The sequence below is a fragment of the Mesorhizobium sp. CNPSo 4661 genome, assembly GCF_057784215.1.
On the sequence record NZ_JBWGIO010000033.1, the window covers coordinates 11,902 to 38,444 of the forward strand.

Here is a 26,543-nt window from a genome sequence, read left to right on the forward strand (position 1 = left end):
CGCTCTCGCTGTCAAGCTAACCATGGCTATCCTTGATCGAAAGTATCGGTGGGAAGAGGATATTGACCTTTAATGCAGCAAGCTGTTGAACAGCGCGCTTGAGCGGTGGGGGCCGGCGGTGAAAAGCAATCTCTCCTACAGCCGGAGCATTCTGGCGATGGAAGACAAGGAACTCGAGGTCTTTGTCCACCGCTGGGTGGCGCGCCAGGTCAAGAAGTACCCAGATCACCATCTTTTCGGGAACGCGAATGACCTAGGCCGCGACGCCGTAGGGTTTCGCACGCTGCACCGACATGATGGCGAATGGGACAACTACCAGTGCAAGATGCTCAGCAAGCGCGTCGATGACGGCATGATGTATGAGGAAATCGCAAAGATCCTCTTCCATGCCTCGGAAGGTGAGTTTACGCCGCCGGCGGCCTATTTCTTCGTCGCTCCAAAGGGCTTCAACCGCAAAGCCGAGAAGCTCCTCTTCAGCCCCAGCTCCTTCAAGCAGCACATGCTGGACGAATGGGACGCACGATGCGCTCGACGCATCCGCACGGGCCCGCCGGTTGTCCTCACCGATAAGCTGCGCGCAGTCATCGGAGCCTACGCCTTCCAGAACATCGGCGGCATTGACCTGCCGAAGATCCTCACGATGGACGATATCAACCTTATCCTCGCCGACGCGTTTGGAGACGATCCGGGTGAAGCGCCGTCGGGCGTTGTTCCAACCGATGTTTCGTCTGACGAGGGCTACGTGCAACAGCTCATTGGTGTCTACTCCGATAGCGAGGGTCGTCCCTTCGCCGATGCGGCAGAAGTCCTTCGTCACGCGAGTCATGGCCCTGACTTGACTATGCAGCGGCGGCGGTATTTCGAAGCGGATGCCTTCCGCCGCCACTTCCGCGACAACATCGATCCGCAGCACATAGAAAAGTTTACCCAGGAAATCCTTTATGGTGTTTCCGGTGTGCATTCGCAGACAACGGGCCTAGGACGATTGCGGGACGTGATGACTGCGGCCGGTTCGCTTCCAGTCTCCGGCATCTTTGGCCGACACAATCGAGCCAACGTCTTGGTCAAGCAGGGCACCTGCCATCACCTCGCCAATGACGGGGTACTGCCATGGAAACGCTGAGGCCTTTCGCAACGCCGGTCTTCAACGGTTCTGTCGAGACCGGTCTTCGTTCGCTTATCTTGCTGGAAGCGTTCTATCCGGAAAAGCTCGATCTCGATGCGCTGGCTCTGCTCGATTACTTCGTCGTCCACACCGCCGATCTTGGCGGCCCCGATAGCCTTCACCCAGCGCTGCCGGAGCGTGTCGGGGAGTATCGGGTTCGCCGCACCCTGATACAGGAAGCGTTGCGCATGCTGTTGCGGGTGAGCCTGATCGAGGTTGTTGAGGCCGCCGACGGCATCAGCTTTGTGTCGGGCGATGACGCACCGGCTTTCGTGAAGCTCCTCAACTCAGACTACAATCGCGATCTTTCGGACCGCGCGAGCTGGCTCGCCGGCCGCGTCCATGACGACGGCGCAGCCGCCTTTGCCTCAATGCGGGGCCTGATAGATCGGTGGAGCCTCGAATTCCAGACAGAAGTGGGGCTGCCAAATGGTTGATCGATCGCCATTGATGCAGCTCGAACACCTCACCTACACCGGGTCCGGCCTCCCGACGGTAGGAATTGCCTTGAACCACGACCTGACGATCCTGTGGGGTGGCTCCAATACCGGCAAGACCTATACCGTGGCCACGCTCAACTTCATGTTCGGCGGGGAAACGCCTGAGACGCCGCCCGAAGGCGACAGGTATGAGTCGGCCTTGCTCGGCATCTCGTTTGCGGACGGCACCAGCGTCACGCTGCGACGTGCGCTGCGCGGGGGTGACATCGAGGTTTTCGACGGTCTAGCTCCGGATGGCATCCTGGACGGTCGAGAAAGCCAGGTCCTGGATCCGGTTCATGGCAAGGGTGGCAAGTCCAAGGATGGCAGCCTGTCGGAGTTCCTGCTGGCCAAAGTGGGTTTGGGGACGATCAAGATCGCCTCGACACAGGCGGCAAAGCTGGACACCTTCAGCTTCCGCTTCTTCATGCCGTACGTGCTGGTCACCGAAGACCGGATGCTCAGTGGCAAGACGCCAACAGAGATCAATCCCAAGAGCAGCGATACTCTCAATAGGAATGCGTTCAGGTTCCTTCTGACCGGCCGGGACGATTCCGCCATCGCCAAGGTTCCGGACAAGAAAACGCTCGACGCAGGCAAGACGGGCAAGCTCCAGCTGCTCGACGAGATGATCGCCGACCTTGACCGCGAACTGGGTACCCGCAATGTACCGGAGCTGGTCGCACAGCGCGATCGCCTTCAATCTCAGCTCGAGACAATCGGCGAGGACTTAGCGAAAGCCCAGGAGCGGATTGACGGGCTGTCTGTGCTGCGACGTGAAGCTTTGAACGCCCAAGGCGAGGCCGAAGCCCACGCCGCGCAGCTGAGGGCAATGCGGCAGCGGTTTTTCGACCTCAAACGCACGTATGAGACCGATATCCGCCGACTTGAGGCGATCGAGGAGGGTGGCTTTCTGCTGCAGCGGTTCGAAGACCACCCGTGCCCGCTCTGCGGAGCGTTGCCCGGTCATCAGCACAAGCCTCATCCGCTGGGAGATGTGGACCTGCAGCTCACGGCCGCGCGGGCGGAGATCGCCAAGATCCGACGAGACATGAGTGATCTCGAAGTGACCCTCGCCAGTTTGACGGCCGAAGGCGAAGGGCTCGAGAACCGCGGCCGTACACTCGGCGCCGAAGCCCGCGGGCACTTCGAGGAAATTCAGCGCCTCAGGCCGAGAGAGACGAACCTGCGCACGGGCTATACCGACGACGTCACGCTGTTCGAGGAAATCGATCGCGTCATTGCCCTGTCGGTTCGCCGCAGCGATCTCGACGCCAAGCGGGCGGCCATTGCGGCGATCAAGCACGGTAAGCAGAAGGCGGCCGGGCTCACTATCGGGATCGACGGGCCGACCGGACATAAGTTTGCCCAGACCGTTCAACAGGTGCTGGACGTCTGGGGGTATCCTGGGCTCGAGGCGGTCACTTGGAACGACAAGACCTACGACATTGCCATCAATGGTAAGCCTCGCGGCCGCAACGGCAAGGGCGTCAAGGCGCTGCTGCATTCAGCGTTCTCGGTGGCCTACGCGGTCTATTGCAAGGGCGAGAGGCTGCCTCACCCCGGGTTCTTGGTACTGGACTCGCCGCTGCTTACGTACCGCGAAGAACTGGACGACGACGATGAGCCGCTGACCGATGAGGAGCGAGCGATCGCCGCGACGTCGCTCGACGAGCGCTTTTACAAGCATCTCGCTTCGGTCTCGAGCTTTTGCCAGATCTACATCATCGAGAACAAAACGCCGCCCAAGGTGTTCATGCCTCGGACGATCGTGTTTTCGAAAGCCGGCAGGCGAGGGCTTTTCCCGGTGTTGGGTACCTGACACTTTCAATGCTAACCGCGCCGCGGCCACAGGCCGTCAAGACGAGAGCCATCATCTGCTCGGGACTAATCCGCCGAGAGGCGAAGTGCGCATTTCGCAAAAGCCGGACAGGGGTTCCGCTAATTCCCGGACAGTGGTTTCGCTAATGTCGGGACAGTTTGGCGGCGTCGGTCCTTGGGTGCCTTGTTGCGTTCATGGATGATTGATTTCGCAAGGAGCGTCAGGGTCACCCCTTTGCGCTTCAACTCCCTGGCGATCAGCGCAAAGTCCGGTTCGCTCAGGTCTTGCGGCGGACGACCGGCACGGCCGAACAGCAGCCGCTCAAGCATCGCGTCGTCGTGGCCCGGCGGCAGCGGCCAGCATGACAGCCCGGCCTCCCGCGCCCGCAGCAAATAGGTCGATACTGTCGTCTTACTGATCTTGAGCCGTTCCGACACCTCACGCACCGACAGACCCTGCTCATGGGTCAGGCGCAAGATCGCTTGGATATCATCCCTCACGCTCGTTCGTCTCGCTTGCTTCCGTCTCGGCATGGCCCCTCTCAACATCATCGTGAGAGGCCAAACTGCCAGAACGGCGCAGCCGAGAACCGACCGCTAATCCGCTCCCGAAAAACTGTCCGGGATTTAGCGGAATCGCTGTCCGCGAATTACTGAAATCACTGTCCGGGATTTAGCGAAAACGGTGTCCGGGAATTACCGAAACACGCAGGCGAAGGTCAAAATTGTCGGCAGCCTCTTGAAATGTAATGCCACTGTTTCCATTTTAGAGCCATGCAGTCCGCGCCGATGTATGACCTGGACTTCCGCAAGGCGCTCCCGCCCAGCGACACGGCGCTCGTGGCGGCATGGCGCCTTCTCGGTCGGCTATCTGACGCTGACTCAGTCGCCCCACGAGGCGCCGGGCAGACCTTCGCCGATCTTGCTACCCAGCTAACGGACCGGGTGGACCGGCCTGTCTTCACGACCGCGCACGAGGCCGCGCGTGCCATACTGGATCATCTGAAGGGCGCAAGCCGCGACGCGGCGAGATTTTGGAAAACGATCGACTGCTTCCAGACGTGTTTCCAAGTCCGCTATCGCGAGGATTTCGACGTCGACGTCGACCATGTTCTTCCACACAATCTCAATCGACTAGCCGGCCAATTCGTTGCCGATGGCCAACATCGCAGCTTCACCGTCCAGAATTACATGTCGGCGACCAAGCGCGATGCATTGGTCAATGCACTCATTGCGAAATTAGTCAGGGATCTGTCCTTAACTGATGATGGCCTTGAGGCGATCCAAATCAAGGTCGTGGAGATTGTTGCCTTCGCGATAAGGGAGGTGAGTAAGGTTGTCCGGCTCCGGATGATCTTCTACTTTCCGGCGCCCTCGGGGGCGGCGCCTTCCACCCGCGAAATGGTTTTGAGCTTTGTGCTCTGCACCGGATGCCCTCCTCCTACCAGCGATGCCGTTGCCGCGCATTCCGCGCCGATTGCTTCGTTCAAGGTTGGAGCTTCAACACATGACATCCCGCATTTCGGACCTCAGGGTCCTGCAGGCCCAGCAGCATGGCTGCATCGTCGGTCTGCCCAAAGCATTCGCCGAGGAGGTGGCAGCGCTCGCCGACTTCCTCATGGATTGCCACCTCTGGTCCGACGTGACCCTGCTCTTCGAGGGCGAGATCGTCGGTTGCGGTCCGGGGCGCTGGCGCGTGCCTGTCACGGCCGGATGGTGGCTTATGTTCGACTGGATGCGGCCGATCGGCTCTGTCGAACTGCGGCTATGGCATGAGGATGATGGCTGACCAACGTGATTTTCCACCGCAGATGCCGGGCGTTTTCCTTCGTGATAGGGTGCTACGCAAGCCCGGTTCACGCATCACGCAGGAAGCTCTGGCCGACGCGCTCGATGTCTCTCGCTTCACAGTGAACCAGATCGTCAACGGGCACCGCGCTATCACTGCTGATATGGCGGTCCGGCTCGCCTTCGTGCTCGGCACCTCGCCGGACCTGTGGCTCGATATGCAAAAGCGCGTCGATCTTTTTGAGGCGCGCCGCAAGCTTGCTGATGAAATGCAAAAGCTGATCAAGCTGCGTGGGGAAGAAGCCTGGCCCTTCATCAGCAGTGACTGATCCCAGGTGGGCAATCGATCCTGATGTTTGGCTGTGTTAATTTTCCGAAGCTCCAGCATAGGCAGGCATGAGACGGCATTCTTCTCAGCCTTTTCAAGAGTTACTATGGATCCGGTAGACCTCGATCAGATCGATACCTGGCCGGAGGAGACCGTCGTCTTTTTGGAGGCTACCGCGACCGAGCTACGCGCGGAACGCTTGGCTGACCACGAATATACTCTCTCTGATACGATGCATCGGCTGCTGAACCCCTCACCGCCTATGCATCGATGGGACGAAGCGAAAGCCCTCATCACAGCAGCGATGGCGAATCGCGATTTGCGGGCATTTCATGCTACGCGACTGGTGGACTTCGTGAGCATCAGGGAAAATGGACTGCTGCGGCTTAACCTTGAGCGCGACATTCTCCGCCTGAAGGCCGCACTCGCGGTTCAAATGTCACCAAGCGAACTCATGCACGTCGACGCGGCGGTTTCAAATATGATCGAGGCTGACTCTCATTTTGTCCGTCGGGAGGGGGCGGTATGGATGACACCGCTACGTCGATTCCTTCACAACGGAGGCTGCGAAGTGTTCTTTGAGTCGTTCGGTGGCGAGGCGGTTGAGCGCATCGCCGGTTACGCGGGCGGCAAGTTGGATGCGACGTTGAAGCAGGTGGGCGAGCCAGCAGTCGTAGTCGCGCGGTACCCGGCCTACGGTTGGTGCAGGTTCACTGAGCATAGGCTCCCCCAGTCGATGATAGAGCTGTACCTAGAGAGTCAAGGTGACTGGGAACCGATGGACTATGGCTGGGACGTCATGATCAAAAGGGACATCCCTCGCGAAGCAATCGAGGCCGTGGTCCGAAGGGGTGACCCGATGGTATCTGGCTGACCCATCTCGCAAAGGCCCATGGCGATGCTTGCCCGTTTCAGAAACTAGTACATGCCCATGGTCTATCCGGAGAGCCAAATCCGCCACTTTTCCGGAGAGCTGGCCAAATTGTTGGATCGGGAGGATGATCTCACGATCGCCTTCCTTACTCGCGAATTCAGAAAGGCGGAAACATCCGAGCTCGTACGCCATGGCCTAGTGCGCCGGCTCTTTACCATTAAGCACGCGATCCAGCGCACTTTCCAGATTTTGCCCCCACAAGAGACGGCTCCCACAGGCGACATGCTCATGGACGCGACGAGCCATCTGCAGACCTTCGTGATTAACGTCTTCGGCGCCATCGATAACCTGGCTCGCATCTGGTGCATGGAAGCGGATATCCGGAAGCCCAACGGCACCCCCTTGAAGCCGATGGCTATAGGCCTCACGCCCGGCCATGTTCCCGTGCGCGCGTCGTTGTCACAGCCCTTCCAAGATTATTTGGCGAGCGCCGACGCTTGGTTCGACTATCTCGAAGACTATCGGCATGCTCTGGCGCACCGTATTCCGCTCTATATCCCGCCGCGACAGCTCGACGACGAGGAGCGTGCTGAATTCGAGCGCCTGGAGCAGGAGATCGCACTGGCGAAAAACGACTACGAGCGATGCGGGGTGCTCCGAGTCCAACAGCAAAGCCTCGGCATCTTCAATCCGCTGATGATGCATTCCTTCAGCGAACAGGCCCGTCCTGTTTACCTGCATCCGCAGATGATCTGCGATCTGTCAACTGTCGTCGAGATAGGTGAGCACATGCTGGGCGAGATCGATGTGTTGCCACCCGCGTAGTCGACGATACTGCAGTCGTCTGACTACATTAATTGGACCGATCTAGTCGCCGATTGCCGCTCCAGATAAAATAGTGCGATTCCCTCGGGGCATGGGTTGAATGGGAAATTTCCTCTCGCTGGACGCGGTCTACGTCGCCTTCGTCTTCGTAGTACCGGGCTACATCATTTCCTCATTTCGGGCGCATTTCATAACGGGCCAGAAGCTGGACGGACCGGACTATTTCGTCCGCCTCCTGACCCTGAGCGCCTTGAACTTCGCGCTGTCCGGGTGGGTGATCTATCTCGTCGTGAACTCCAGCTCGGATGCGAAGGTCCGGGTGCTGGCGTGGGGTTTCGTCCTACTCGTAGCCCCAGCCATCATCGGGTTCGCGAGCGGCGTCACATCGAAGGCCGGATGGCTCCGAAAAATGTACGGATGGTTCGGGCTTTCCCCCATCCACGTAATCCCCACGGCGTGGGACTATCAGTTTTCCACGATGTGCGGCTCATGGGTGTTTGTCGTCCTTAAGAACGACACGACGTTCGCAGGCTACTGGAGCGACGGGTCATTCGCCTCGTCGCGTCCAGACGAGCGCGACTTGCTGATCGAGCGCGTCTTTGAAGTAGGAGACAACGGGGCGTGGACTCCCACAGACAAGAGTGTTCTGATCTGCGCCAGCGAGATTCGAACCATCGAATTCACACCAGCCGAAAGGAATGGAAAATGACAACCAGAGGCAACACCGGTCGTCCTTCGACAGGAACAACCTCTTCAGAGAACAGAGGGTATCAGCCACAGCGTGGCAGTGGTTCCCAAGGCACGGGATCGGTTCAGGGAGGGTATCAGGGCCCGACCAGCCACAGCACCCCCTCCAACCCACCGAGTGGCGGGTCGAGCGGCGGCAAGAAGTAACCGTGAGTGCAGACTGGGATCACGACGACCTGCCAGGCTGTTGGCGCTCGAACATGCATTCTGCGCGCTCGCCCTGCTTTCGGCCAGCAACTTCGCCCACCTCGCCGAGACTACGCCAAACGCGGCCGTCAAACAGTTTCGGGAAGCGATCGAAGGTTCGGCCTATGATACCGGAAAGGCCTTTGAACATCGAATCGTCTCTACGGAATGGCCCAGTTTGGTCACGGACCGCGATGCTGCTTTCGTCACTCGCTAGGCTGTCCGTTCAAGCTTAATGGAGCCCTTGGTGATGCGATCTGTCCAATATGTGCCGGTCATAAGTGTCGCGGGACTGTCTTTAACAACATACCGGAAAGCTCCGTAGTGTATCTCGCTTTCCGATCCACGTAGATGAATATCCGGTTCACTTTGGTAAACCCCATATATCTCCACGGCACCATCAGGGCTATAGATAATACGTTCCGCCTTCAATACCGAGTCTGATGACTCGGTCGCAATGCGGATAGAAAGCGTTGAAAACGTTTGTTTGATCGTCGCAGTTCCGCTGACCTTGGTCCGCTGGCCGTTCTCATTTTTGTAGGTCGAAACCAATTCAACAGCCCATTGACCCCTCAGGTCCGGTATAGGCACGAAATAGCGAATCGGCCAACAATGCCACGCCCAGCGGTCGAAAGCCGACAGGATGACCGTGACAATGGCCACGGTAAGCGAAAACGGCTTAAGGTAGTTCCAATCAATTGCTATACCGAGCACCCACAGCGAACAGCCCCAGACCACGGCTGCCAAGACGATTACCGACGAGATGGAAAATCGCGTGAAGAAGCTTCGCAAAGCCGGTTCCCCCCTCCAGGTCCTTCGACCGATATTTGATGAAGTATCCAAAGTTGGCCTATCGCGCTACCCGCTATTGGCTGTCTTCTATACGGGAGCGAAAAAACCAGGGGATTGTGTCCCAATGGAGCGGACACCGGCGCTAGAAACGGGGTTCGGTTTTGCCTCTGACTTTCCCACCAGACACGCGGAAGCGATTACACTAAATGAGAGCTTGCATGATGGCGCCGTGCTATTTGGGAGGGCATCGCCGAACGATCCGTTTATTTGTACCGGGTGGTCTTACCGGATTGTAGCACGTGGCCTTGCGCCCGGCGCTATGTCCAACCGCGGGTCAGCCTATAACAGCGCCATTTCTCTATCTATGTCAGCCGGCATCGATTGTGTTTTCCTCGCCACAGCCACAAGCTGCGAGGTTTTTCTGGATGGACGAGGTCAGGCGGTTGTCGCTTAGATCCGCCTAGCGATGGCCAAAGGCCCTGGGCAGCCTGCTATAACAAGGCACAAGTCGTATGAAAGCAAACGCTGTGGCAAATGCCAAGTGTAGCCAGAAATCTGTGGTACTGCTAAAGTATGATTTCCCGATCAGTATGAAGCATTGACGAACGTGAAGGGCGGTGCCTCATGGCAGAGGATGTCGCGAAAGGTCTTATTGGGAGATATCTCCTGCAGCGAGTTCGCAGCCATAGCTTGGAGATCCTTCTTCGCAGTCGGGCTTGCGCAATCTAGCGCCAGTTCCTGCTTCTGGTCAGTGGACTGCATTCGGTCGATCCGGATGTAGCGATCGCCAAGGTAGTGCATCATCATGTCATTGGTGACCGCCTGCTGCGAACCAATCATGACGGTCGTCAAACGTTCATTCTTCATCCATCCGAACGAACCCAGCCTGCGCCCGGCTGACGACGAAAAGGCAAACTCAGTGGTGGTGGTCCCGATGCTGAGCACCCTTATGTCGTCGCGAGCCTTGCAAAGGAAATGCTCGGCCTCGTGCAGGCCAATCAGGTCTGGTGAGTTCGCAAAAAGGCCGCCGTCAGCGAATACCTCATCGCCGATCCTGTGGATCGGGAAATAAGTGGGCGCCGCAGAGGTGGCCAGGGCTACGTCGACCACATTGAGACGCCAGTCAATCGTGAATCTAGGGTGATGGCCTGTTTTGAAGACGCGCGGACCGCCCTTGGTCAGGTTGACAGCGGGAATAAGCGTCGGCCGCCGCAAGTCCGACATCTTGCGGCCCTTTCCTACTACCGCATCGATGATAGTTCGCAACGGCCCGGCATCATAACGGGAAACAGCGATTCCACGCAGAACCCGTATCCCGGAACCTATATAGCTGCGGGCCGGGCGAGCCGACGAGAAGACTGTCTGTCCCTCGTCTAAGAATACCTGCTTTATGTCGCGCGCACTCGTGCCGGCTGACAGACCAAGTGCGATGATCCCACCGACCGAAGTGCCGACGATCATGTCGAAGTTGTCCGCCACAGGCCTTCCCGTCCGCTCCTCGATCAAAGCAAGGACCGACGCGGTGTACAGCCCAAGGTATCCACCGCCGGAGAGACTCAGTATTTGGAATGGCATCGCGGTCTCCGTGAATGGGCGCTCGAGTCCATGCGCGGCGGATACCACGCTTGGCACGAACCTGACAGGGCGGGAAGGATTTCCACAGTTGTTCGGGATATGTTCTTGGTGAGATCAGTGTTACTCTGCGCCATCGTGAGTCTTAGATGATTCGACCTAGTAGAGGCCCCAAGGGATGGCAAATGTTGCAAAGCTTCTCCATACTGAAGTGGACCCGGAAACGTTCTTGGTCAACCTTTCCCCCGAGGACTCGGCCCTCCGCTATGCGAGAAGGAAGATCCGGGAGCATCTGAGGCAGGTCTTCTCTACCGTTGGCCGCGAGCATTTCGGTCGGGTGGTACGGCCGCGGTTCTTCACGCAGGGCAGCTTCGCATACAAGACGCTGAATAACCCCGCTTGGCCCCCAAAGCAGCAGATGGACCTTGATGATGGATGCTACCTGCCGCTTTCCTTCGTGCGTGGAACACGGCCCTCGGAAGCGGCTGCCATGTTCTTCTCTTTCGTGGACGCTGCCCTGAAGGACCTCGCCAAGACGGAAGGCTGGCGCTATGTGGAAAAGCCTACGTGCTGCCGTCTTGTAATTGGCGACAACGCGCACGTTGACGTACCACTCTACGCGATACCCGACGACGAGTTCCTTCAACTGGCCGACCGGGTGGAGTCGTCGCACATTGTGGCTAAGCGGAAGGCGGACGATTGGACTGAACTGCCAGCGGACGCAGTGCTTCTTGCGCACCGCGAAGAAGATTGGATTGAGTCTGATCCGCGGTTGATCCACACATGGTTCACTGATGCCGTTGAGAATGTCTTTGGAGAAAGGCTGCGGCGCGACTGCCGATACATGAAGGGCTGGCGCGATCATCACGAACTTGACCGCTACGGTGTCACGTCGATCCTCCTGATGGCGGCCGTCTGGTACGCCTACGAGGCCATCAGAGGCCCTTTCTTACCCGATCGCGAGGACGAGCGACTCCTCGCAGTCATCAAGCGGCTCTCTACGCATCTCCGCGGCAGCGTACCGAATCCCGCATGCAGGTCGGAGGATCTGAACCGTTTACCCGAGGAGCACCGGGAGAGAGTTGCGAAGAAGATCGAGGAACTGGCGTCTAGGCTAGAGAAGGTTGTGAAGGAATGCCGTGACGCCCGAGAAGCGGTGGTGGCGATGAGGGAACTTTACGGTCCGAGAATGCCCGATCGTCCCGATCTCGTCACGGTAGCGGTATCGATTGTGGGCAAGGTACTCGCGCAACCCAAAAAGGTGAGTCCAGCCCCTGAGGTCGGGCGCTCCCAGAGTGGATGATATGCAGTTGGGCAGTCTCGTGGCAATTCACGATGCACTGCGCGAGCGTGGCTTCGAGCGGATCCCCATCCAGAGCACCAACCTCTACCGGGGTGTGCTTGGACAGGCTTCTCCAACCATCCCCGTTGAGATCTCCATACGAGATCTAGACTTCGTCAATCTCCCGATCATCCGGCTGTCAAAAGATTGGTCACCGCCGCGGAAGCTGCCGCACATCGTCGGACCTGACGGGGCAGTCTGCTACTATGTCCGAGGTGCCATCGTGCTCGATCGCTACGATCCGGCCGGCACGGTCATCCAGTGCCTTGACAAGGCAGAACGTGTTGTCAGGCAGGCAATGCGTGGACATCTCGATGGCGACTTCGTAGCTGAGTTCGACACGTACTGGGCCGAGACCTGGATGTTGTCCGACTTGCCGCTCGACTATGTCGGGCCCGGCACCATCAACTTCCTCCCTCTTGCCGAGGGCAGGAAGGAGACGCCCCTGCTTTCGAATGGGAAATCGTGGCTCCTGGATCGCCATCCGCGAGTGTCGGGCAACAATGCTGGGGAGCCGGCAGTGATCGTTTCGCTTGACGGTCCATTGACGGTGGACCCAAGCAGTCCGTGGCCGCCGGCAAACATGAAGCAGCTGGGTTCTTGGCTACAATGGATCGATCCGAGGTTGCGCGTGAAATTGGACGAGGCGTTGGTCCGCGGCACGGGCGGCGTGACGACACTTGCGATCCGGGCATCCAATGGCTTGTTTGCTGCGCGCCTCGAGGTTCCCGCCCGTTTCCAGAAAGATGAATTCCTCGTCAACCGCAGAAAGATGCTGCCAAAGGTCCTGTCCTCGGTCGCTTCGCACGTGGCGGTCGAGCGGATAAGAACCGACGCGGCGGACCTCGGCTACATCTACGGACGCAACATGGGAAGCCGTAAGAACCTGTCTAGCAAACGCGTTCTCTTAATCGGATGCGGCACGATAGGAAGCTTTCTGGCCCAGCAGCTTGCCATGTGCGGTGCAGGAACCCAGGGGGGGCGATTGATCCTGGTCGACAGCGACATTCTTCGCACCGCCAACATTGGGCGGCACGTCCTCGGTGTGCCGTACCTCCATCGCAACAAGGCTGTGGCTTGTGCGGATTATCTGCGCGACATGCTTCCAGGAATCCATGCCGAGGGACATGACTCGGACGCTATGGATGAGCCCATCGATAGATACGACGCGGTCATCGACGCGACCGGGGAGGAAGCCCTCTCAATAGCTCTGAACCAGCGGGCGGTTGCCAGGCGCCCGCTCGCTCCAGCCCACTTCTTCGTCTGGCTTGCTGGGAACGGCGATGCCACGCAATGCCTCTTAGTCGATAGCGATGGCGAACTCGCCTGCTTGAAATGCCTTAAGCCTGAACTGTCGGGTCCAGCACGTTTCCCGCTTCTGCGTCCCAACGTTTCGCTCGAAGTCGGATCGGTGCAAGCGTGCACAGACGCAGGCTTCATTCCGTTTCCAGTCTCGCGTTCCGCCGCAGCTGCGGCGATGGCGTGCGACCTGATACTGGACTGGTCCAACGGCCAAACGGGTCACCGACTCCGCACGAATACGCTGGACCCGACGAGGGCTTTCACAGTCAAGAACCAAAGTCCGGTGCGAAGCCGGCAGTGTCCGGCATGCTCGGCCCGCCACTCGTCTTGAGCACTTGCGACGGCCGATTCGTGCTGGTCAGCAACGATGTTGTAAAGGCTATCGCTGCAAGTGTGGAGACTGGCCCGCTATCACGCGAGGCTGGCGGCATTCTGATTGGCTCCTATCGCGGCGGGGACATCGAGGTTTTTGGATACACGTCCCCGATGCCCAGAGACAGGCGGACGCGGACGATATTTGATCGCACGGATCCAGGGCACCAGGCCAAGGCGTTGACGATATGGCGCAAAAGCGGAGGAACGGACACATTCGTGGGAGAGTGGCATACGCATCCTGAGGCTAATCCTTCTCCTTCATGGCTTGATAGGAGAACTTGGAACGCCCTGTCGCGGCGCAGCCCGGGACCGGTTGTGTTCGCCATAGGAGGATGGAATTCTATAGGATGGTGGCTCGGCGAAAGTGGGAAGATTATGATGCTCGAGACGCGAGGACCGGAAGATCGAATAGGATAAAAGCAGACTTCTGTTTGCTCACCAACTCTTCTTTAAAGAGTGAGTCGCGTGCTTTACCGGAAGCTTAGCCGCTTATACTCATCGAGCCGCCAAAGACCCGCGATGGCCCCGCGCTCGGCAGCGTCCAGAACCTCTGATCTCGTGGCGTCTTCAAGCTCATCGATGCGTCGTAGGATTGACTTGCGCGCTTCGATTGTAAATGGCCCCATTCCAACAGACCCGTTGCGCCGTTGTGGCCAGCGCATATCCGGATCGTTTCGAATTTCCGCCAGCCAATTTCTAAACTCGAAATAGGGTTTGAGTTCGGCATATCCCGCATCGATCAGCTTACCCGCCGATTTGTCTCGTCGAACAACCGTACATGTCCAGCACCCGAAGCGTCCCGAAGCGCATGGCGGTGCAGATGGCGCTTTGATTACAGGACATTCGCCGGATGCATCCCGATAGAGTTCTTGTAAGAGCTGAGGACGGATCGAAGTTGGGGCGGACAACCAGAATATTGCGTCCCAGACCTCGGATACATGGAGGTCAAGAATAGGAAGGAACAAATCGTAGTCCCGGTTGCCTTCGCGCTGCTTTTGCCACAGCCCCTCGGGCGATTTCGCTAAGCTACGATCCCTTTGCTCACTCTCCGATCGGCGAAGACCTAGGACTACCACCGTATTTTGTGGGTCCTGGTGTTCAATGAATTGTGACACAGGACGAATCCTGAGGCTCGGCGTACACCATCGAAAGCTGTTCGTCGGTGGTGGGTATCCGCGTCCCACAATCCGCACGAAGAAGCGATCCTGCACAGGAGCTCGCAGGATTCTGGTTTCAAACCCGTCGCCGCGATCAGCAAACTCCGCCTCGATCGCAAGGAATGTGGACTTCACATATTTGTCTAGAACAGGGTTCTCGACGCCGGTATCGCAGTAGATTACCGTAAGTTTGAGACTGGGGAGTCCCGATTTGCGATAGGCCGCCAGAATAATCTTCAGGGCAGCAGTCGAGTCTTTACCGCCCGAGAATGCAAGCACCCAATGCGCGTGCGGGCGCGCCTGAAGTGCCGCCTCCGCGGCATCGACCGCAGCTAGAACCGGATCAGTCGTCAAGTTGGTTGAGGCGCCTCTCAATCGCCGTTTTGTGATCAAACCTCATATGCTCAAGTTGCTCGTTTCCGATGGCAATCTGACCGTCGGTTGTCACTCGGTTTCCGAGATACGAGACGAAGACCATGATAACGGAGACGCATAGCGCGATCACGGCGTTTGGCGTTCCGAAGTAGAGCAGGCCTACCGAAAGGAGCCCATACCCGGCGCTGATGACCATCGAGTCCGCGAACCCTGTCCACAACAGGCCGTTGAAGTAGGCGAGAGACGCTTTCGTCGAAAGGCTTTTGTCGTCGTCCACGAGCTTGAAGAACAACGACCGCAGGTTGGCCCACGAGTATTTGTCCGGCTTGTCCTCATAGCCGGTAATTCTAACCATGCCGGCTCGTAGGTTCTCACTGATACGTTCGTGGGATCCCCTATTCACCCATGTGCGCAGCGGTGTGATGTAATATAGCGCTGCGGGAACAACCACACCTGCCAGGTACGGTGCCTTCGAGAAATCGGGCAACGTGGGAAACGTACCCTTAAGAATAAACCAAATCACCGCACCGTAGACTAATATGAGCGCTGCAGGTGTAAACCAGCGCCAAATCTGCATTGTGTTCAGGGTCATGTTTTCTCGGCCGTTCGGAAGCTGAGCTTGGTGCATTCGGCTTCCATCAAAAAACTCTTACGGTGATACCAGGGGCTGTCTAAAGTTCAGGCCTCGCAATCGAGTGGAAATCTCTCATCTACGGCCTCACGGAGTTGGACGTATTGGGCCATTATCTCTTTACAGAATGTATCCAGTGAAAAAGTCCGGTGCCGAATCGTACACCAAAAGTTCTTAACCGTCTTGGAACGACCCTGCCCATTGTCCCGTAGACCACATGTCATCGACTGCTTTGAAATCGGCCCTGGGCCCAAACTATACCTCTACCCATGAACAGGCCGAGAGACGGATTTGCGTGATCAGCCGACCTGCGTGAAAAAGGTCCCCAGCGCAAACTAGTCGTCTATTTCGACGGCGGCGTCGCGCTTGTTACCAGAGAACCCCGCCATGCTGTCACCGGCCAGCAGCTTCTCCTTCGACAGCAGCCCGGCGTCCTCAAGCGCCTCGAAATCCGGCAGTTGCCGCAGCGTGTCGAGCCCAAACTGCGACATGAAATTTTTCCTCGTCACATAGGTGTAGGGCGCGCCCGGCTGCGGGCTCCGCGGCCCTGATGCGATGAGCTCCTGCGAGCGCAGCACGCCGATCAGATCGCGCGACACCTCCTTGCCGAAGAAGCTCGATAGCTCGCCACGCGTGATTGGCTGGAAATAGGCAATGCACATCAGGACAAGAGCCTCCGACTGCGACAGCTCTTTTGCCCCCTCGCCCGCTGCCGTGCCGAACGCCGCGTGGATGGCGTCGCCAAAAACCTTCTTGGTGCGGTGCTGCCAGCCGCCGGCGACCGCGACCAGTTCATAGGGGCGACCGGCGAGCTCGGCACGGATGTCGTCGATGACCAGGTCGAGATTGCAGCTTCTGCCGACCACTCGCGCCCGCATCTCGCGTGACGCCGGTTCATTTGCCGCAAAGATCATCGCCTCTACCCGGCCCATCCATTCGCGCCAGCGCAGTTCGGGCGGCAGGTGCTCGAGCTCGGTGTCCAGCGACGCCGGCTGATCGTTTGGCTTGCGGCGGGCAGACGCTTCGCTCATCGCTACAGCCCAAACAGCCGGAAGGTCGGACGGCCGGAGAGCTCGCGCACGGCATCCAGTTGCTGGAGGCGCTCGAACAGCCGTCGCGCCGCAAAGCGCGACAGGTTTTTTGTCACAAGCGATGCGGCGACGGCATCTTCATTGAGCAGCAAAAAAATCACGTCGCCGGCGCCTTTGGCGCGCAGTTTTGGCGTCACCGCCATAAGCTTTTCGGCGCGGCGCGACAGTTCGGCGGCCAACCGACATGCCTCCGCCGCCGCTTGCACCAGCGCAAGGCAGACCGCACGCGGGAAACCGCTTTCGCCCGGTCGGATACGCTTGCCGCCGCCGCCCTCGGCGCGGAAGACCGGGCCAAAAGCCTGGGCCATCAACAGCGGCAACGTCCGCGGCTAGCGCAGGGCCTGCGCCAGCACCAGGTCGGCGAGCCACCAGCCCAAAAGCTCCGCATCGGGGCGCATCGCGACGACGCGGCCGGCGATCGCCGCTGCGGCGAATGGCGCCGTCCGGCCGCCGCTGACCTTTTGGTCTATCGCCGCGCAGAGGTCGGCGAGAGCCTCATCATCCCAGGCGAGCCCGAGCAGTTCGGCCACTTAGGCGAGTGGCTGTAGCGCCAGCTGCCGCCAGGCGCCAAAGACCGCGCCGGCGGGACCGGGATCGGTACCAGGCGAGCGCAGATACCACGCATCGCGCAAGGCGGCTTCATCCTCGGCCCGGCCGGCGAGCCGCATGCTGGCGGCGGCGCATTTTAGCGTGAGCCTTGGCGCCATGCGCCGGACCACGCGGGGTGCATCCGAGCAAGTGTGTCGAGCGAAGCCAAGGCGGCGCCGGCCTGGAAGGCGGCGTCAGCCTCATTCTGCGCGTCGCCGGCAGCGAGCGCCCAGGCCGGGACGATCGGCGGCGCGGCGGGACTGGCGGTCGCGGAATCGAGGCGAATCATGATTTCGGAGGGTAAAATACCGGTGCGCTTTATGCCATGTTTTTCGCCGGAAAACGCACAGCCTGTCGTCGATATAAAACGAATGATAATGTTGTCTCGTCGCTCGTTTCGCCGCCGCACAAGAAAGGACGGCTGCACAAAACCAGCACGTATGACCTACCATCCAAATGTTGAAAAGCAGGGACAGCGACGGGGCATAGTCGTAGATGAGGGTTATATCGACGTCACACAGAATCTGGGAAATTCTGCGTCTTGATTAGGATTCACGCGGTGCAACCAATGGCCAAGTGGCAGCAATCTTCTCGACGAGATGGACGAGGGCTGGTCGAGACCGAGACTTCGAGCCCTCTACCGGTTCTGCCGCACATTTCTTCGCGTCAAGTGGTGCGAACCGTCCGCCGACCTCAGCTGCGTAAAATCGTTCCGCTGTCCGACACGACCATCTATGAGATGGAACAGCGTGGCGAATTTCCGCGACGATTCAATCTCACGCCCCGCTGCGTCGTCTGGGACCTGGCAGAAGTCGAGGCCTGGGTCGAGGAGCGACGGAACATGCCATCCGCCGGAAGGATCGAGCCTATTGCCGCCCCCAATGTAAGGCTGCGGAAATCGAGACCAGTCAAGTCGGATCAAGAGTAATCGCCGCTTCTACCGTCGGCTGAAGTGTGGGGATGTGCTTCTTGCCTGCCGCCCACGCGTCAATCATATCGGCCCATTCCTGCAGCATGTGGCGACGCTGCGGCTCATACTCAGCTCTGTTGTAGACCCCACGTGATGAGCGGCTGTCTTCGTGAGCGAGGCATTTTTCAATCCAGTCCCGATTGAATCCGATTTCGTTTAGCAGCGTTGAGCCAGTGCGACGTAGGTCGTGCACCGTGAAGGGCGCCAGCGGGAGGTCTTGCTTCTTTGCGCGGGCGACAATCGCCATGGTGACCCGGTTAAAGGTGGCGCGCGACATTGGCTCATCGGCATCGTAGCGGGAGGGCAGTACATATTGCGAATTCGCCGCACATGTCTTGAGCGCTATCATGATGTCCACGGACTGTCGCGACAGGTAGACGTTGTGGGCCTTCTTTCGCTTCATCCGCTCTTTTGGAATGCGCCACACGGCGTTCTCAAAATCGACCTCGTCCCACGTTGCATCCAGCAGCTCGCTCTTTCGCAACATCGTGAGCAATATCAGCTTTAGGCCTAGACGAATGGTCGGCAGTGTCGGCACATTTTCCAACTCTTTGAGCATGATCCGGATTTCCGCAGGGGACAAAGCTCGGTCTTTCGGCTGGAATGTCGCTATCGAAGAAGGCTCCACCTTATCCGCGGGATTGGAAATCTTCTCGCCGTTTAGAATGACATAGCCATAGATCTGCTTCACGATATCCCGGACATGGATCGCCGTTGCCGGCGCACCGCGGTTCTTCACCTTGGTGCAGAGTTCCCGCAAATCGTCAGGTGTGATTTCGGTTAAAAGCCGCTTCTGCCAGATCGGCAAAATGTCGCGATCGAAAATGACCTTGCGCATAGATCGTGTGCTGTCCGCCATCGCAGCGTTCTTGAACCAGTCCTTACCGGCATTGCCGAAGGTTCCAACGGTTAGCCGACGCCGCTTAGCGCGCTGCTTTTCCTGTGCCGGCGACTTCCCCTCGGCAACGAGCCTGCGAGCGTCGAGGCAACGGTCCCTCGCTTCTGACAGCGTGATGCCTCCCGCACCGTAACGGCCCAGGGTCACAGTCTCTCGTCGGCCGTTTATCCGATAGTCGTATCGGAATGCGATTAGCCCGGCTGGAGACACGGTCGCGTACATACCGTCACGATCGGCGACCTTGTAGACTTTATCTTTTGGTTTCAGTCGTTTGAGAGCGATGTCGGTCAGCATGACGGAGAGAAACCAAGGGCAACCTTCGTCCCAATTTTACCGTCAACGATTTTACCGTCAACCCCCAGAATAAATCTCTTCATTATCAATAAGATAGAGGAAATTTTCCGACCCAGCTGCTGGTCAGCGCCCTGACGGTATAGAGTATTCGTGTAGAAGGAGCGGAGAGCTATACCGTCCGGCTTACCGTCAAATGTTCTCGCTTGGAGGCGATCGATGCCGATAGCCACCAAGAGAAAAAATCTGCAATTTCAGCGATTTACGTTATCCCACCGATAGTTACCGAAAGGTAGAAAAGGATGCAGCTTCATTCCCACTCGATCGTGCCGGGCGGCTTCGAGGTCACGTCGTAGACGACGCGGTTGATGCCCTTGACCTCGTTGATGATGCGGGTGGCGGCCGCGCCCAGGAAGTTCATGTCGTAGTGGTAGAAGTCGGCCGTCATGCCGTCGACGGAGGTCACGGCGCGTAGCGCGCAGACGAATTCGTAGGTGCGGCCGTCGCCCATGACGCCCACCGTCTGCACCGGCAAAAGCACCGCGAAGGCCTGCCAGATGGCGTCGTACAGGCCGGCCTTGCGGATCTCGTCGAGATAGATGGCGTCGGCCTCGCGCAGGATCTCCAGCTTCTCGCGCGTGATGCCGCCCGGGCAGCGGATGGCAAGGCCGGGGCCCGGGAAGGGATGCCGGCCAATGAAGCTCTCCGGCAGGCCGAGCTCCTTGCCGAGCGCCCTCACCTCGTCCTTGAACAATTCGCGCAGCGGCTCGACCAGCTTCATGTTCATGCGCTCGGGCAGGCCGCCGACATTGTGGTGCGACTTGATCGTCACCGACGGGCCGCCGGAGAAGGAGACGCTCTCGATCACGTCGGGATAGAGCGTGCCTTGCGCCAGGAAATCGGCGCCGCCGAGCTTCTTCGCCTCGTCCTCGAACACTTCGATGAACAGGCGGCCGATCGTCTTGCGCTTTTTTTCGGGATCGGCCTCGCCTTCCAGCGCCGAGATGAAGCGGTCGGACGCATCGACCAGGATCAGCGGCAGATTGTAATGCTGGCGGAACATCTCCACCACGCCTGCCGCCTCGTCCTTGCGCATCAGGCCGTGGTCGACGAGGATGCAGGTCAACTGGTCGCCAATCGCTTCATGGATCAGCAGTGCGGCAACCGAGGAGTCGACGCCGCCCGAGAGCGCGCAGATGACCTTGCCCTTGCCGACCTGCTTGCGGATCGTTTCCACCGCATGCTCGCGATAGGCGCGCATTGTCCAGTCGCCCTCGATGCCGGCGATGTTGTGGACGAAGTTCCTGAGCAGCCTGGCGCCATCCGGCGTGTGCACCACCTCAGGGTGGAACATGATGCCGTACATCTTACGCTCGATATCGCCGAAGATGGCGAAGGGCGAGCTTTCCGACTTGCCGAGCACCTTGAAGTCAGCTGGCAATTCGATAACGCGGTCGCCATGGCTCATCCACACCTGGTGGCGCTGGCCGGGTGCCCACAGTCCTTCGAACAGCGGGCTCTCCTTCTCGATCTCGACGAAGGCGCGGCCGAACTCGCGATGGTTGGAGCTTTCGGCGACGCCGCCCATCTGCACGCAAAGCGCCATCTGGCCGTAGCAGATGCCGAGCACCGGCACGCCGGCGTCGAACACGATCTGCGGCGCGCGGGGGCTGCCAATGTCGGTGGTCGAGGCCGGACCGCCCGACAGGATCACCGCTTTCGGATTGATGCGCCTGAAGGCGGCTTCGGCCGATTGGAACGGCACGATCTCGGAAAAGACGCCGGCCTCGCGAATGCGGCGGGCGATGAGCTGTGTGAACTGGCTGCCGAAATCGACAATCAGAACGGTGTCGGGATGATTGGCTGTCGTCGTCATGGCGAGCCTTTAGAGAAAGAAACGAGTCGACGCAATGGGTCGCGCGGTCGCGCCGCTCACTTCGATCCTGGTGCGTCTCCCGATGCGTCGCCCTGCCCGACGTCAAGTGAGCGCAAGGCGTCCATCAGCGCCGCGAACCGCCGCTCGCCGATGCGATCGATATAGCCGCGCTCGATCTCAAGCTTGATGCGGTCGCCGTCGCGCAAGGCATCCAGACCCTTGCGCGTATAGCGCACAAGCTTGCCGCGCCCGTCCCGTGGGTCGGGCAATCGCTCCAGCACGCCTTCCGCCTCCAGCCCGTCGAGCAATTGCTGAACCGCCTGCTTTGAGATGGCCGCGCGCTCGATCAATGCCGACTGGCGCGTGCCGTTGCGGCGAATGTGGCCGAGTAGCCCGGCGCGCGCCTCGCTGAACCAGGCGTGGCCGGCGGCTCGCATGGCGGCGGCGAATTCCGTCTGCCATGCACGGCTCGCCTGCCATAGTCGCCAGCCGACATGATCGGGCAGCGCATCGGATTTTTCGTCAAGTTCCTTGACCATTCAGTCCAAGCTCCATATAGTCAAGATACTTGACGATATTCATGCCGTCGAGACCATTCCAAACGCAAACCCACGGACAGGGACAATGACGATACTGAACAGGGATACGCTGGCCATTATCATGGTCGGAACCACGCATGTCATCGACATGGGCGGCAAGAACGCCTTCGTCCACTATGAAACTGCCGATCGGGCGCACATGCTTCTGCCGGACGGCACGCGCTTCCACGGGGCCTGGACGCTGCTGGACGACGGCTACAGGGTCGAATGGAAGGACGGCCCGACCGGCGCATGGAAGCTCGATCATACACCGGGGGCGATCGACTATATCGACGCAACCGGCGCCGCCCGCGGACGCATTTCACGCATCGATTTCGGCGACCCGCAACGCCTGGCCGCTTGATCCAACGGCAGTCAGCCACCAAGCAGGCCGTCGCCGATCGCCTGTTCCAGCAAACCGATCGTGGCGGCAAGCTTCTCGTCGATGACGTGGAGATACTCCGTCCAGTCGTTGACATGCCTGAGATCGGCCGCGCCGTCCGAAATGCCGCGGAGCCCGATCAGCGGCACGCCGAACAGCTGGCAGGCGCGCAGGCAGGCAAAAGTCTCCATGTCGACCATGTCGGCATCGATGGCGTCATAAGCGGCACCGGAGACGATCGCGCCGCCTGTGGAGAGCGCGGCGGTCTTGATGCCTGGAATGACGAAGGGCAGCGGCACGGACACCGGCAGGTCGAGGAAAGGCGTCGCGCCCTTCTCGAAGCCGAGCGGCGAAGCGTCCATGTCGCGATAGCTCACCGACACGGCCTGATAGATCTCGGCCTGCTCCAGCCTGCGGCTGCCGGCCGAGCCCAGCGAAACGACCAGGTCCGGAAGCGCACCCTCGGCCTTCAACGCCGCGAGCTCGGCGCCCAGCCGCACACCGGCCTCGACCGGACCGACGCCGGTCATCAGCGGCGTGAACAGGCTTTTCAGATGCGGACCGTATTCAGCCTCGACCGCCATGACGAAGAGAACGGATTTTTGCCACAGGCGTGACACTTCGACAGTCATGAGCTTTACCCCTATTTGCTACGACGAAGAGAAAGGGCAACGTGCCCTCGCCGCCTGCCGGCCCTTCGCTATGGCTCCGGGCGTTCGTCGCTCGAAAAGCCCATTAGGGGGCTTTTCGTCCGCTGCGCGGACCGCTCCTCACCCCTCGATACCGTCGCGGCCGACCACCGTCATCATGGTGCCGGTCATTGTGGCGATCAGCTTGGCCTCGCCATCGGCGGCGAAGGCGTAGGCCTGTCCGTCGGCGACGATGATGGTACGGCCGGGTTTCGTCACGGAGCCGCGGAACAGGAACCGCTCGCCCCTGCCCGGCGCCAGAAGGTTCACCTTGAACTCGATGGTCAGCACGCTGGAATTCTGCGGCATCAGCGAAAACGCGGCATAGCCGCAGGCCGAATCCAACGCGGTCGAAATGACGCCGGCATGCAGGAAGCCGTGCTGCTGGGTGAGCGAGGCGGAATACGGCATCTCGATCTCGATGATGCCGGGCGTCACCAGCGTCAGCTCGGCGCCGATGGTGGCCATTGCCTCCTGCCGGGCAAAGGAGGTCCTGACGCGTTCCTCGAAGTCGGGAGCGGGTACGATCTTGGCTGCTGCCATGGCGTTTCGCCTCATATTTGCTGGCGAAGCTTATTGCAGAGCCGGGCGAGACAGGCAATCTTTTATGTTGCAGCGCAGCAAAGGACTGGCCGCCGTCAAGCAGCCCTGCGCAAGGCGTGGAAATAGAAACCGTCGGTGCCGCTCAACGCCGGCGACAGCGAGATACCGCCGGCGCCGGCAATGCGCGCGGCTCCTTCATGGCCGGGGAAGCGGCCGTCCCAGAGCTGGCGATGATCGACCGGTGCAAAGCCTTCATGGCGCTCGCGGAAGGCCGCGACCTGCTCGCCGTTTTCAGCGTCGAACACCGAACAGGTGATATAGACGAGCAAGCCGCCCGGCTTGACGAAGGCCTGGGCCGTGTCGAGGATCGCCTGCTGCTCTGCCTTGCGGGCATCGAGCTGCCTTTCCGTCAATCGCCATTTGGCGTCGGGCCGCCGCCGCCAGGTGCCGCTGCCGGTGCAGGGCGCGTCGATCAGCACGATGTCCATATGATTGGCGAGCGGCGCAAGCTCCGCGGGCTTGCTGACGACCTGGATGTTGCGGTTGTGCGAGCGGCGGATGCGCTCGAAGATCGGCGCCAGCCGCACCTTTTCCGCGTCATGAGCGAAGAGCTGGCCTTTGTTGTCCATCTCGGCCGACAGCGCCAGCGTCTTGCCGCCGGCGCCGGCGCAATAGTCGAGCACCTGCATGCCAGGCGCGGCGCCGGCAAGAGCCGCGGCAAGCTGCGAACCCTCGTCCTGCACTTCGAACCAGCCTTTCTGGAAAGCGGGCTCGGCCTGCACGTTCGGGTGCCTGCCGTCGCCGTCGATCGGCGGGATGCGGATGCCGTGCGGCGCGATCGCCGCAGGCGCGGCACCCGTGCCCTGCAGCTCGACCAGCACCTTGGCGCGATCGGCCTGGAGCGTGTTGACCCTGAGATCCAACGGCGGGCGCTGCGCCAAGGCCGCGCCTTCCTCGACCCAGGCCTCGCCATAGGCCTGCTCGAGCAGCGGCGCGCACCAGTCCGGGATATCGGCACGCACCACATCGGGCGCGTCGGCCAGCCTGCGGCTGGCGGCTGCCTTCAGCTCGGCGGCGCTGAGCAGCGGCGGCGCGAATTTGTCGCCGTCGACCGCATCGTTGAGCGACTGCGCCGTCTGGCCCCATTCCAAAAGAAGCGCGCCGAAGCCGATGGCGCGCGGCGTGTCCTCGCCGAACAGCCAGCCGGCCGAGCGTTTGCGGCGCAGCGCGTCATAGACGATGTTGCCGATCGCCGCGCGATCGCCGCCGCCGGCGAAGCGATGCGACAGGCCCCAGTCGCGCAGGGCGTCGGCCACCGGCCGGTGACGCCGGCCGATGTCTTCCAGAACCTCTATCGCTGCTGCCAGCCTTCCGCCCAATCGCATTCCGTTTTCCGCTTACACCACAAAATCGGCTCCAGCCCGCTCTTAAAGCGTTTCAGGCCTGGATTGAAAGAGTTCTGTTCGCGCTGGCTGCGAAACCCGTTTCCAAAACCAAGCGATACCCCCGAACGGTTTTTCAGAGCAAGGCGCCACCACCGTAAAAAGCAAGAACAATTCGCCAGAATATGAAAGGTCTCTAATGTCTTTGACTGGCGGGTACAAGCAAGCTTTTTGGCTTAACCTCTCAGCTTTCCAAGTGTTGCCCCCAGGAATACTCTTCCGGCAGTGATTCGCGGCGCGGGAGACGCGGTTTGGCGGATCCTATGAGGAGAGGGCAATGAAGACTTATCTGGCAGAAGTTCTCGGCACGTTTTTGTTGGTGTTCATCGGCACGGCCTCCGTGGTCACGGGCGGTTTCGGCGGCGCGCTGCCGCTCGGACAGGAAGGCATCGGCCTGGCGTTCGGCATCGGCCTGATCGCCGCGGCCTATGCGATCGGCCCGATCTCGGGCGCGCATCTCAATCCGGCGGTGACGCTCGGCGTGTTCCTGGCGGGGCGGATGCCGGCCAAGGATGTCGTCCCCTACTGGATCGCGCAGGTCATCGGCGCAATCATCGCCTCGCTGGCGCTGTGGATCATCGTATCGGGCCAGGCCGGCGGCCACACCGGCGGCTTCGGCGCCAATGGCTGGGACGCGACGAAATGGGGCATGAGCTCGGCCTTCCTGTGGGAGCTGATCGGCACCTTCACCTTCGTCACGGTGATCCTCGGCGTCACCAACGCCAAGCACACTACCGCCTTTGCCGGCTTGGTCATCGGCCTGACGCTGGCCGGGATCCACTTCGCCATGATCCCGGTGACCGGCACCTCGGTCAATCCGGCGCGCTCGATCGGCCCGGCGCTGTTTTCGGGTGGCGCTGCGCTCGGCCAGCTCTGGCTGTTCATCGTCGCGCCGCTGATCGGCGGAGCGATTGCCGGCGTTGTCGCCAAGGCCGGTATCTTCGAAAAAGACTGATCCGTCTTGAAGGAATGAACGAAAAAGGCGCGGGCTTGGCCCGCGCCTCAGATCGCTGACAAACCCCGTCGATTTTCGGCGGGGTTTTGTTTTGTGGATTGATTGCGCTCGGCAAATAGATGTCAGGGAGGCTGCCGCGGCGGATTGGCCTCATGCGAGGCTTGGTTTAGGCTTTGGCCATGAGGCTGATTGCGATCTTTTTCATGTTCTGGGCGGCGGCTGCGATCAGGCACTGGCAGGCGACGCGTGTGCGCCCTCGGAAGCGGGCATAACGATGGCCGAAGAGTTGCTTGGCATCGGCGAAGGATCGCTCCACCGTCTCCTTGCGACGCCGATAGATGGCCTTGCCCCATGCCGTGAGCCGGTTGGCGTCGACCCGCTCGCGCGCGTCTTGCCAGACGTGGCGCGTGATGGTGCGCTCGGCCTTGGCGTTTGAGGTGCATGAGGCCAGCATCGGACAATCGCGGCAGATGGACGGGTC

The 26,543-nt window shown here is 60.0% G+C and carries 28 protein-coding genes and 2 pseudogenes; 15 read left to right on the forward strand and 15 right to left on the reverse strand.

Translation table 11 applies throughout. The features are described 5' to 3' along the window. The first annotated feature begins 118 nt into the window (after positions 1-118). The 3 genes from AC0YKC_RS31285 to AC0YKC_RS31295 are packed head-to-tail and all read left to right on the forward strand — an operon-like array spanning position 119 to position 3,466. Positions 119-1,123, forward strand: coding sequence for an ABC-three component system protein (locus AC0YKC_RS31285; RefSeq protein ID WP_488513837.1), 1,005 nt, complete (start codon positions 119-121; stop codon positions 1,121-1,123). After that, a complete protein-coding gene (locus AC0YKC_RS31290; protein ID WP_488513838.1) occupies positions 1,111-1,602 on the forward strand; it encodes an ABC-three component system middle component 2 in 492 nt (163 codons plus the stop codon). The genes AC0YKC_RS31285 and AC0YKC_RS31290 overlap by 13 nt, the downstream gene beginning before the upstream one ends. Then, positions 1,595-3,466, forward strand: a complete 1,872-nt coding sequence (locus AC0YKC_RS31295) for a hypothetical protein (protein WP_488513840.1) — start codon at positions 1,595-1,597, stop codon at positions 3,464-3,466. The genes AC0YKC_RS31290 and AC0YKC_RS31295 overlap by 8 nt, the downstream gene beginning before the upstream one ends. Before the next feature lie 212 nt (positions 3,467-3,678). On the opposite strand, the pseudogene AC0YKC_RS31300 reads toward AC0YKC_RS31295, so the two are convergent. Together AC0YKC_RS31300 and AC0YKC_RS31305 are read right to left on the reverse strand one after the other, a co-directional pair. Next, positions 3,679-3,999 (reverse strand): annotated as a pseudogene (locus AC0YKC_RS31300) (sigma factor-like helix-turn-helix DNA-binding protein); the annotation flags it as partial. A gap of 399 nt (positions 4,000-4,398) precedes the next feature. After that, entirely contained in the window at positions 4,399-4,575 is a 177-nt protein-coding gene (locus tag AC0YKC_RS31305) for a hypothetical protein (RefSeq protein WP_488513841.1), read from the reverse strand. 397 nt (positions 4,576-4,972) lie between these two features. Here AC0YKC_RS31305 and AC0YKC_RS31310 point away from each other — a divergent pair, with 397 nt between their 5' ends. The 6 genes from AC0YKC_RS31310 (at position 4,973) to AC0YKC_RS31335 (ending at position 8,430) form a co-directional block, all read left to right on the forward strand. Further along, positions 4,973-5,254 (forward strand): hypothetical protein, encoded by a 282-nt coding sequence (locus AC0YKC_RS31310; RefSeq protein WP_488513842.1) that lies wholly within the window; start codon positions 4,973-4,975, stop codon positions 5,252-5,254. Further along, a complete protein-coding gene (locus AC0YKC_RS31315; protein WP_488513843.1) occupies positions 5,247-5,582 on the forward strand; it encodes a HigA family addiction module antitoxin in 336 nt (111 codons plus the stop codon). The genes AC0YKC_RS31310 and AC0YKC_RS31315 overlap by 8 nt, the downstream gene beginning before the upstream one ends. Before the next feature lie 105 nt (positions 5,583-5,687). Next, positions 5,688-6,455, forward strand: coding sequence for a hypothetical protein (locus AC0YKC_RS31320; protein ID WP_488513844.1), 768 nt, complete (start codon positions 5,688-5,690; stop codon positions 6,453-6,455). Positions 6,456-6,506: 51 nt separating this feature from the next. Next, positions 6,507-7,280 carry a hypothetical protein gene (locus AC0YKC_RS31325; protein WP_488513845.1) on the forward strand — a complete coding sequence of 258 codons (774 nt, stop codon included), beginning with the start codon at positions 6,507-6,509 and terminating at the stop codon, positions 7,278-7,280. A 100-nt stretch (positions 7,281-7,380) separates the two neighbouring features. Further along, positions 7,381-7,989 carry a DUF6338 family protein gene (locus tag AC0YKC_RS31330; protein WP_488513846.1) on the forward strand — a complete coding sequence of 203 codons (609 nt, stop codon included), beginning with the start codon at positions 7,381-7,383 and terminating at the stop codon, positions 7,987-7,989. 225 nt (positions 7,990-8,214) lie between these two features. Continuing rightward, complete coding sequence (locus tag AC0YKC_RS31335; RefSeq protein ID WP_488513847.1) at positions 8,215-8,430, forward strand: hypothetical protein; 216 nt, start codon at positions 8,215-8,217, stop codon at positions 8,428-8,430. On the opposite strand, the gene AC0YKC_RS31340 is transcribed toward AC0YKC_RS31335, so the two are convergent. Further along, positions 8,427-8,951, reverse strand: coding sequence for a Cap15 family cyclic dinucleotide receptor domain-containing protein (locus AC0YKC_RS31340; protein WP_488513863.1), 525 nt, complete (start codon positions 8,949-8,951; stop codon positions 8,427-8,429). The two genes, AC0YKC_RS31335 and AC0YKC_RS31340, sit on opposite strands and share 4 nt — an antisense overlap. 639 nt (positions 8,952-9,590) lie before the next feature. Beyond that, positions 9,591-10,580 carry a CBASS cGAMP-activated phospholipase gene (locus tag AC0YKC_RS31345; protein ID WP_488513848.1) on the reverse strand — a complete coding sequence of 330 codons (990 nt, stop codon included), beginning with the start codon at positions 10,578-10,580 and terminating at the stop codon, positions 9,591-9,593. Positions 10,581-10,755: 175 nt separating this feature from the next. Here AC0YKC_RS31345 and AC0YKC_RS31350 point away from each other — a divergent pair, with 175 nt between their 5' ends. From AC0YKC_RS31350 to AC0YKC_RS31360, 3 genes are read left to right on the forward strand one after another with little or no spacing between them, the layout of a single operon-like run. Next, entirely contained in the window at positions 10,756-11,880 is a 1,125-nt protein-coding gene (locus AC0YKC_RS31350) for a CBASS cGAMP synthase (RefSeq protein ID WP_488513849.1), read from the forward strand. Between the two features lie 7 nt (positions 11,881-11,887). Next, positions 11,888-13,552 (forward strand): ThiF family adenylyltransferase, encoded by a 1,665-nt coding sequence (locus tag AC0YKC_RS31355; protein ID WP_488513850.1) that lies wholly within the window; start codon positions 11,888-11,890, stop codon positions 13,550-13,552. Further along, the gene (locus AC0YKC_RS31360) at positions 13,528-14,013 is read left to right on the forward strand and encodes a Mov34/MPN/PAD-1 family protein (RefSeq protein ID WP_488513864.1); all 486 of its coding nucleotides are present in this window, start codon (positions 13,528-13,530) and stop codon (positions 14,011-14,013) included. The genes AC0YKC_RS31355 and AC0YKC_RS31360 overlap by 25 nt, the downstream gene beginning before the upstream one ends. A 53-nt stretch (positions 14,014-14,066) precedes the next feature. Here the strand turns inward: AC0YKC_RS31360 and AC0YKC_RS31365 are convergent, their stop codons facing one another. From AC0YKC_RS31365 to AC0YKC_RS31380, 4 genes and pseudogenes are all read right to left on the reverse strand, one after another. Continuing rightward, positions 14,067-15,107 carry a phosphoadenosine phosphosulfate reductase domain-containing protein gene (locus AC0YKC_RS31365; protein WP_488513851.1) on the reverse strand — a complete coding sequence of 347 codons (1,041 nt, stop codon included), beginning with the start codon at positions 15,105-15,107 and terminating at the stop codon, positions 14,067-14,069. Next, a complete protein-coding gene (locus tag AC0YKC_RS31370; RefSeq protein WP_488513853.1) occupies positions 15,097-15,720 on the reverse strand; it encodes a hypothetical protein in 624 nt (207 codons plus the stop codon). Before AC0YKC_RS31370 ends, AC0YKC_RS31365 begins: the two co-directional genes overlap by 11 nt. Before the next feature lie 374 nt (positions 15,721-16,094). Further along, positions 16,095-16,790 (reverse strand): SMC-Scp complex subunit ScpB, encoded by a 696-nt coding sequence (gene scpB / locus AC0YKC_RS31375; protein WP_488513854.1) that lies wholly within the window; start codon positions 16,788-16,790, stop codon positions 16,095-16,097. 2 nt (positions 16,791-16,792) lie between these two features. Further along, positions 16,793-17,727: pseudogene (locus AC0YKC_RS31380) on the reverse strand (DUF1403 family protein). A gap of 279 nt (positions 17,728-18,006) precedes the next feature. Between AC0YKC_RS31380 and AC0YKC_RS31385 the strand changes: the two are divergent. Beyond that, the gene (locus tag AC0YKC_RS31385) at positions 18,007-18,366 is read left to right on the forward strand and encodes a helix-turn-helix transcriptional regulator (protein ID WP_488513855.1); all 360 of its coding nucleotides are present in this window, start codon (positions 18,007-18,009) and stop codon (positions 18,364-18,366) included. Here the strand turns inward: AC0YKC_RS31385 and AC0YKC_RS31390 are convergent. From AC0YKC_RS31390 to AC0YKC_RS31400, 3 genes are all read right to left on the reverse strand, one after another. Beyond that, positions 18,347-19,600 carry a tyrosine-type recombinase/integrase gene (locus tag AC0YKC_RS31390; RefSeq protein WP_488513856.1) on the reverse strand — a complete coding sequence of 418 codons (1,254 nt, stop codon included), beginning with the start codon at positions 19,598-19,600 and terminating at the stop codon, positions 18,347-18,349. The genes AC0YKC_RS31385 and AC0YKC_RS31390 overlap by 20 nt on opposite strands. Before the next feature lie 307 nt (positions 19,601-19,907). Then, on the reverse strand, positions 19,908-21,473 hold the full coding sequence (guaA, locus tag AC0YKC_RS31395; protein ID WP_488513857.1) for a glutamine-hydrolyzing GMP synthase: 1,566 nt from the start codon (positions 21,471-21,473) through the stop codon (positions 19,908-19,910). Between the two features lie 56 nt (positions 21,474-21,529). Further along, a complete protein-coding gene (locus tag AC0YKC_RS31400) occupies positions 21,530-22,012 on the reverse strand; it encodes a MarR family winged helix-turn-helix transcriptional regulator (protein WP_488513858.1) in 483 nt (160 codons plus the stop codon). An 85-nt stretch (positions 22,013-22,097) separates the two neighbouring features. On the opposite strand from AC0YKC_RS31400, the gene AC0YKC_RS31405 reads away from it, so the two are divergent. Next, positions 22,098-22,415, forward strand: coding sequence for a hypothetical protein (locus AC0YKC_RS31405; protein ID WP_488513859.1), 318 nt, complete (start codon positions 22,098-22,100; stop codon positions 22,413-22,415). Positions 22,416-22,426: 11 nt separating this feature from the next. On the opposite strand, the gene AC0YKC_RS31410 is transcribed toward AC0YKC_RS31405, so the two are convergent. The 3 genes from AC0YKC_RS31410 to AC0YKC_RS31420 form a co-directional block, all read right to left on the reverse strand. Beyond that, positions 22,427-23,065 carry a 5'-methylthioadenosine/S-adenosylhomocysteine nucleosidase gene (locus AC0YKC_RS31410; protein ID WP_488513860.1) on the reverse strand — a complete coding sequence of 213 codons (639 nt, stop codon included), beginning with the start codon at positions 23,063-23,065 and terminating at the stop codon, positions 22,427-22,429. 138 nt (positions 23,066-23,203) lie between these two features. Next, positions 23,204-23,665: a PaaI family thioesterase gene (locus AC0YKC_RS31415; protein ID WP_320298522.1), complete on the reverse strand. Its 462-nt coding sequence runs from the start codon at positions 23,663-23,665 to the stop codon at positions 23,204-23,206. Between the two features lie 95 nt (positions 23,666-23,760). After that, entirely contained in the window at positions 23,761-25,050 is a 1,290-nt protein-coding gene (locus AC0YKC_RS31420; protein ID WP_488513861.1) for an RsmB/NOP family class I SAM-dependent RNA methyltransferase, read from the reverse strand. Positions 25,051-25,384: 334 nt separating this feature from the next. On the opposite strand from AC0YKC_RS31420, the gene AC0YKC_RS31425 reads away from it, so the two are divergent. Then, positions 25,385-26,062: an MIP family channel protein gene (locus tag AC0YKC_RS31425; RefSeq protein ID WP_320298520.1), complete on the forward strand. Its 678-nt coding sequence runs from the start codon at positions 25,385-25,387 to the stop codon at positions 26,060-26,062. Between the two features lie 166 nt (positions 26,063-26,228). On the opposite strand, the gene AC0YKC_RS31430 is transcribed toward AC0YKC_RS31425, so the two are convergent. After that, a partial coding sequence (locus AC0YKC_RS31430) for a transposase (protein WP_488513862.1) occupies positions 26,229-26,543 on the reverse strand: 315 nt, incomplete at its 5' end.

Coding starts and splice junctions, on each gene's coding strand:
- AC0YKC_RS31420 (WP_488513861.1), bottom strand. CDS start 25,050: ATGCGATTGGGCGGAAGGCTGGCAGCAGCGATAGAGGTTCTGGAAGAC.
- AC0YKC_RS31425 (WP_320298520.1), top strand. CDS start 25,385: ATGAAGACTTATCTGGCAGAAGTTCTCGGCACGTTTTTGTTGGTGTTC.
- AC0YKC_RS31325 (WP_488513845.1), top strand. CDS start 6,507: ATGCCCATGGTCTATCCGGAGAGCCAAATCCGCCACTTTTCCGGAGAG.
- AC0YKC_RS31310 (WP_488513842.1), top strand. CDS start 4,973: ATGACATCCCGCATTTCGGACCTCAGGGTCCTGCAGGCCCAGCAGCAT.
- AC0YKC_RS31330 (WP_488513846.1), top strand. CDS start 7,381: ATGGGAAATTTCCTCTCGCTGGACGCGGTCTACGTCGCCTTCGTCTTC.
- AC0YKC_RS31320 (WP_488513844.1), top strand. CDS start 5,688: ATGGATCCGGTAGACCTCGATCAGATCGATACCTGGCCGGAGGAGACC.
- AC0YKC_RS31370 (WP_488513853.1), bottom strand. CDS start 15,720: ATGACCCTGAACACAATGCAGATTTGGCGCTGGTTTACACCTGCAGCG.
- AC0YKC_RS31405 (WP_488513859.1), top strand. CDS start 22,098: ATGACGATACTGAACAGGGATACGCTGGCCATTATCATGGTCGGAACC.
- AC0YKC_RS31385 (WP_488513855.1), top strand. CDS start 18,007: ATGGCCAAGTGGCAGCAATCTTCTCGACGAGATGGACGAGGGCTGGTC.
- AC0YKC_RS31410 (WP_488513860.1), bottom strand. CDS start 23,065: ATGACTGTCGAAGTGTCACGCCTGTGGCAAAAATCCGTTCTCTTCGTC.
- AC0YKC_RS31360 (WP_488513864.1), top strand. CDS start 13,528: ATGCTCGGCCCGCCACTCGTCTTGAGCACTTGCGACGGCCGATTCGTG.
- AC0YKC_RS31390 (WP_488513856.1), bottom strand. CDS start 19,600: ATGCTGACCGACATCGCTCTCAAACGACTGAAACCAAAAGATAAAGTC.
- AC0YKC_RS31315 (WP_488513843.1), top strand. CDS start 5,247: ATGGCTGACCAACGTGATTTTCCACCGCAGATGCCGGGCGTTTTCCTT.
- AC0YKC_RS31345 (WP_488513848.1), bottom strand. CDS start 10,580: ATGCCATTCCAAATACTGAGTCTCTCCGGCGGTGGATACCTTGGGCTG.
- guaA (WP_488513857.1), bottom strand. CDS start 21,473: ATGACGACGACAGCCAATCATCCCGACACCGTTCTGATTGTCGATTTC.
- AC0YKC_RS31290 (WP_488513838.1), top strand. CDS start 1,111: ATGGAAACGCTGAGGCCTTTCGCAACGCCGGTCTTCAACGGTTCTGTC.
- AC0YKC_RS31415 (WP_320298522.1), bottom strand. CDS start 23,665: ATGGCAGCAGCCAAGATCGTACCCGCTCCCGACTTCGAGGAACGCGTC.
- AC0YKC_RS31350 (WP_488513849.1), top strand. CDS start 10,756: ATGGCAAATGTTGCAAAGCTTCTCCATACTGAAGTGGACCCGGAAACG.
- scpB (WP_488513854.1), bottom strand. CDS start 16,790: ATGAGCGAAGCGTCTGCCCGCCGCAAGCCAAACGATCAGCCGGCGTCG.
- AC0YKC_RS31295 (WP_488513840.1), top strand. CDS start 1,595: ATGGTTGATCGATCGCCATTGATGCAGCTCGAACACCTCACCTACACC.
- AC0YKC_RS31305 (WP_488513841.1), bottom strand. CDS start 4,575: ATGGTCGACGTCGACGTCGAAATCCTCGCGATAGCGGACTTGGAAACA.
- AC0YKC_RS31400 (WP_488513858.1), bottom strand. CDS start 22,012: ATGGTCAAGGAACTTGACGAAAAATCCGATGCGCTGCCCGATCATGTC.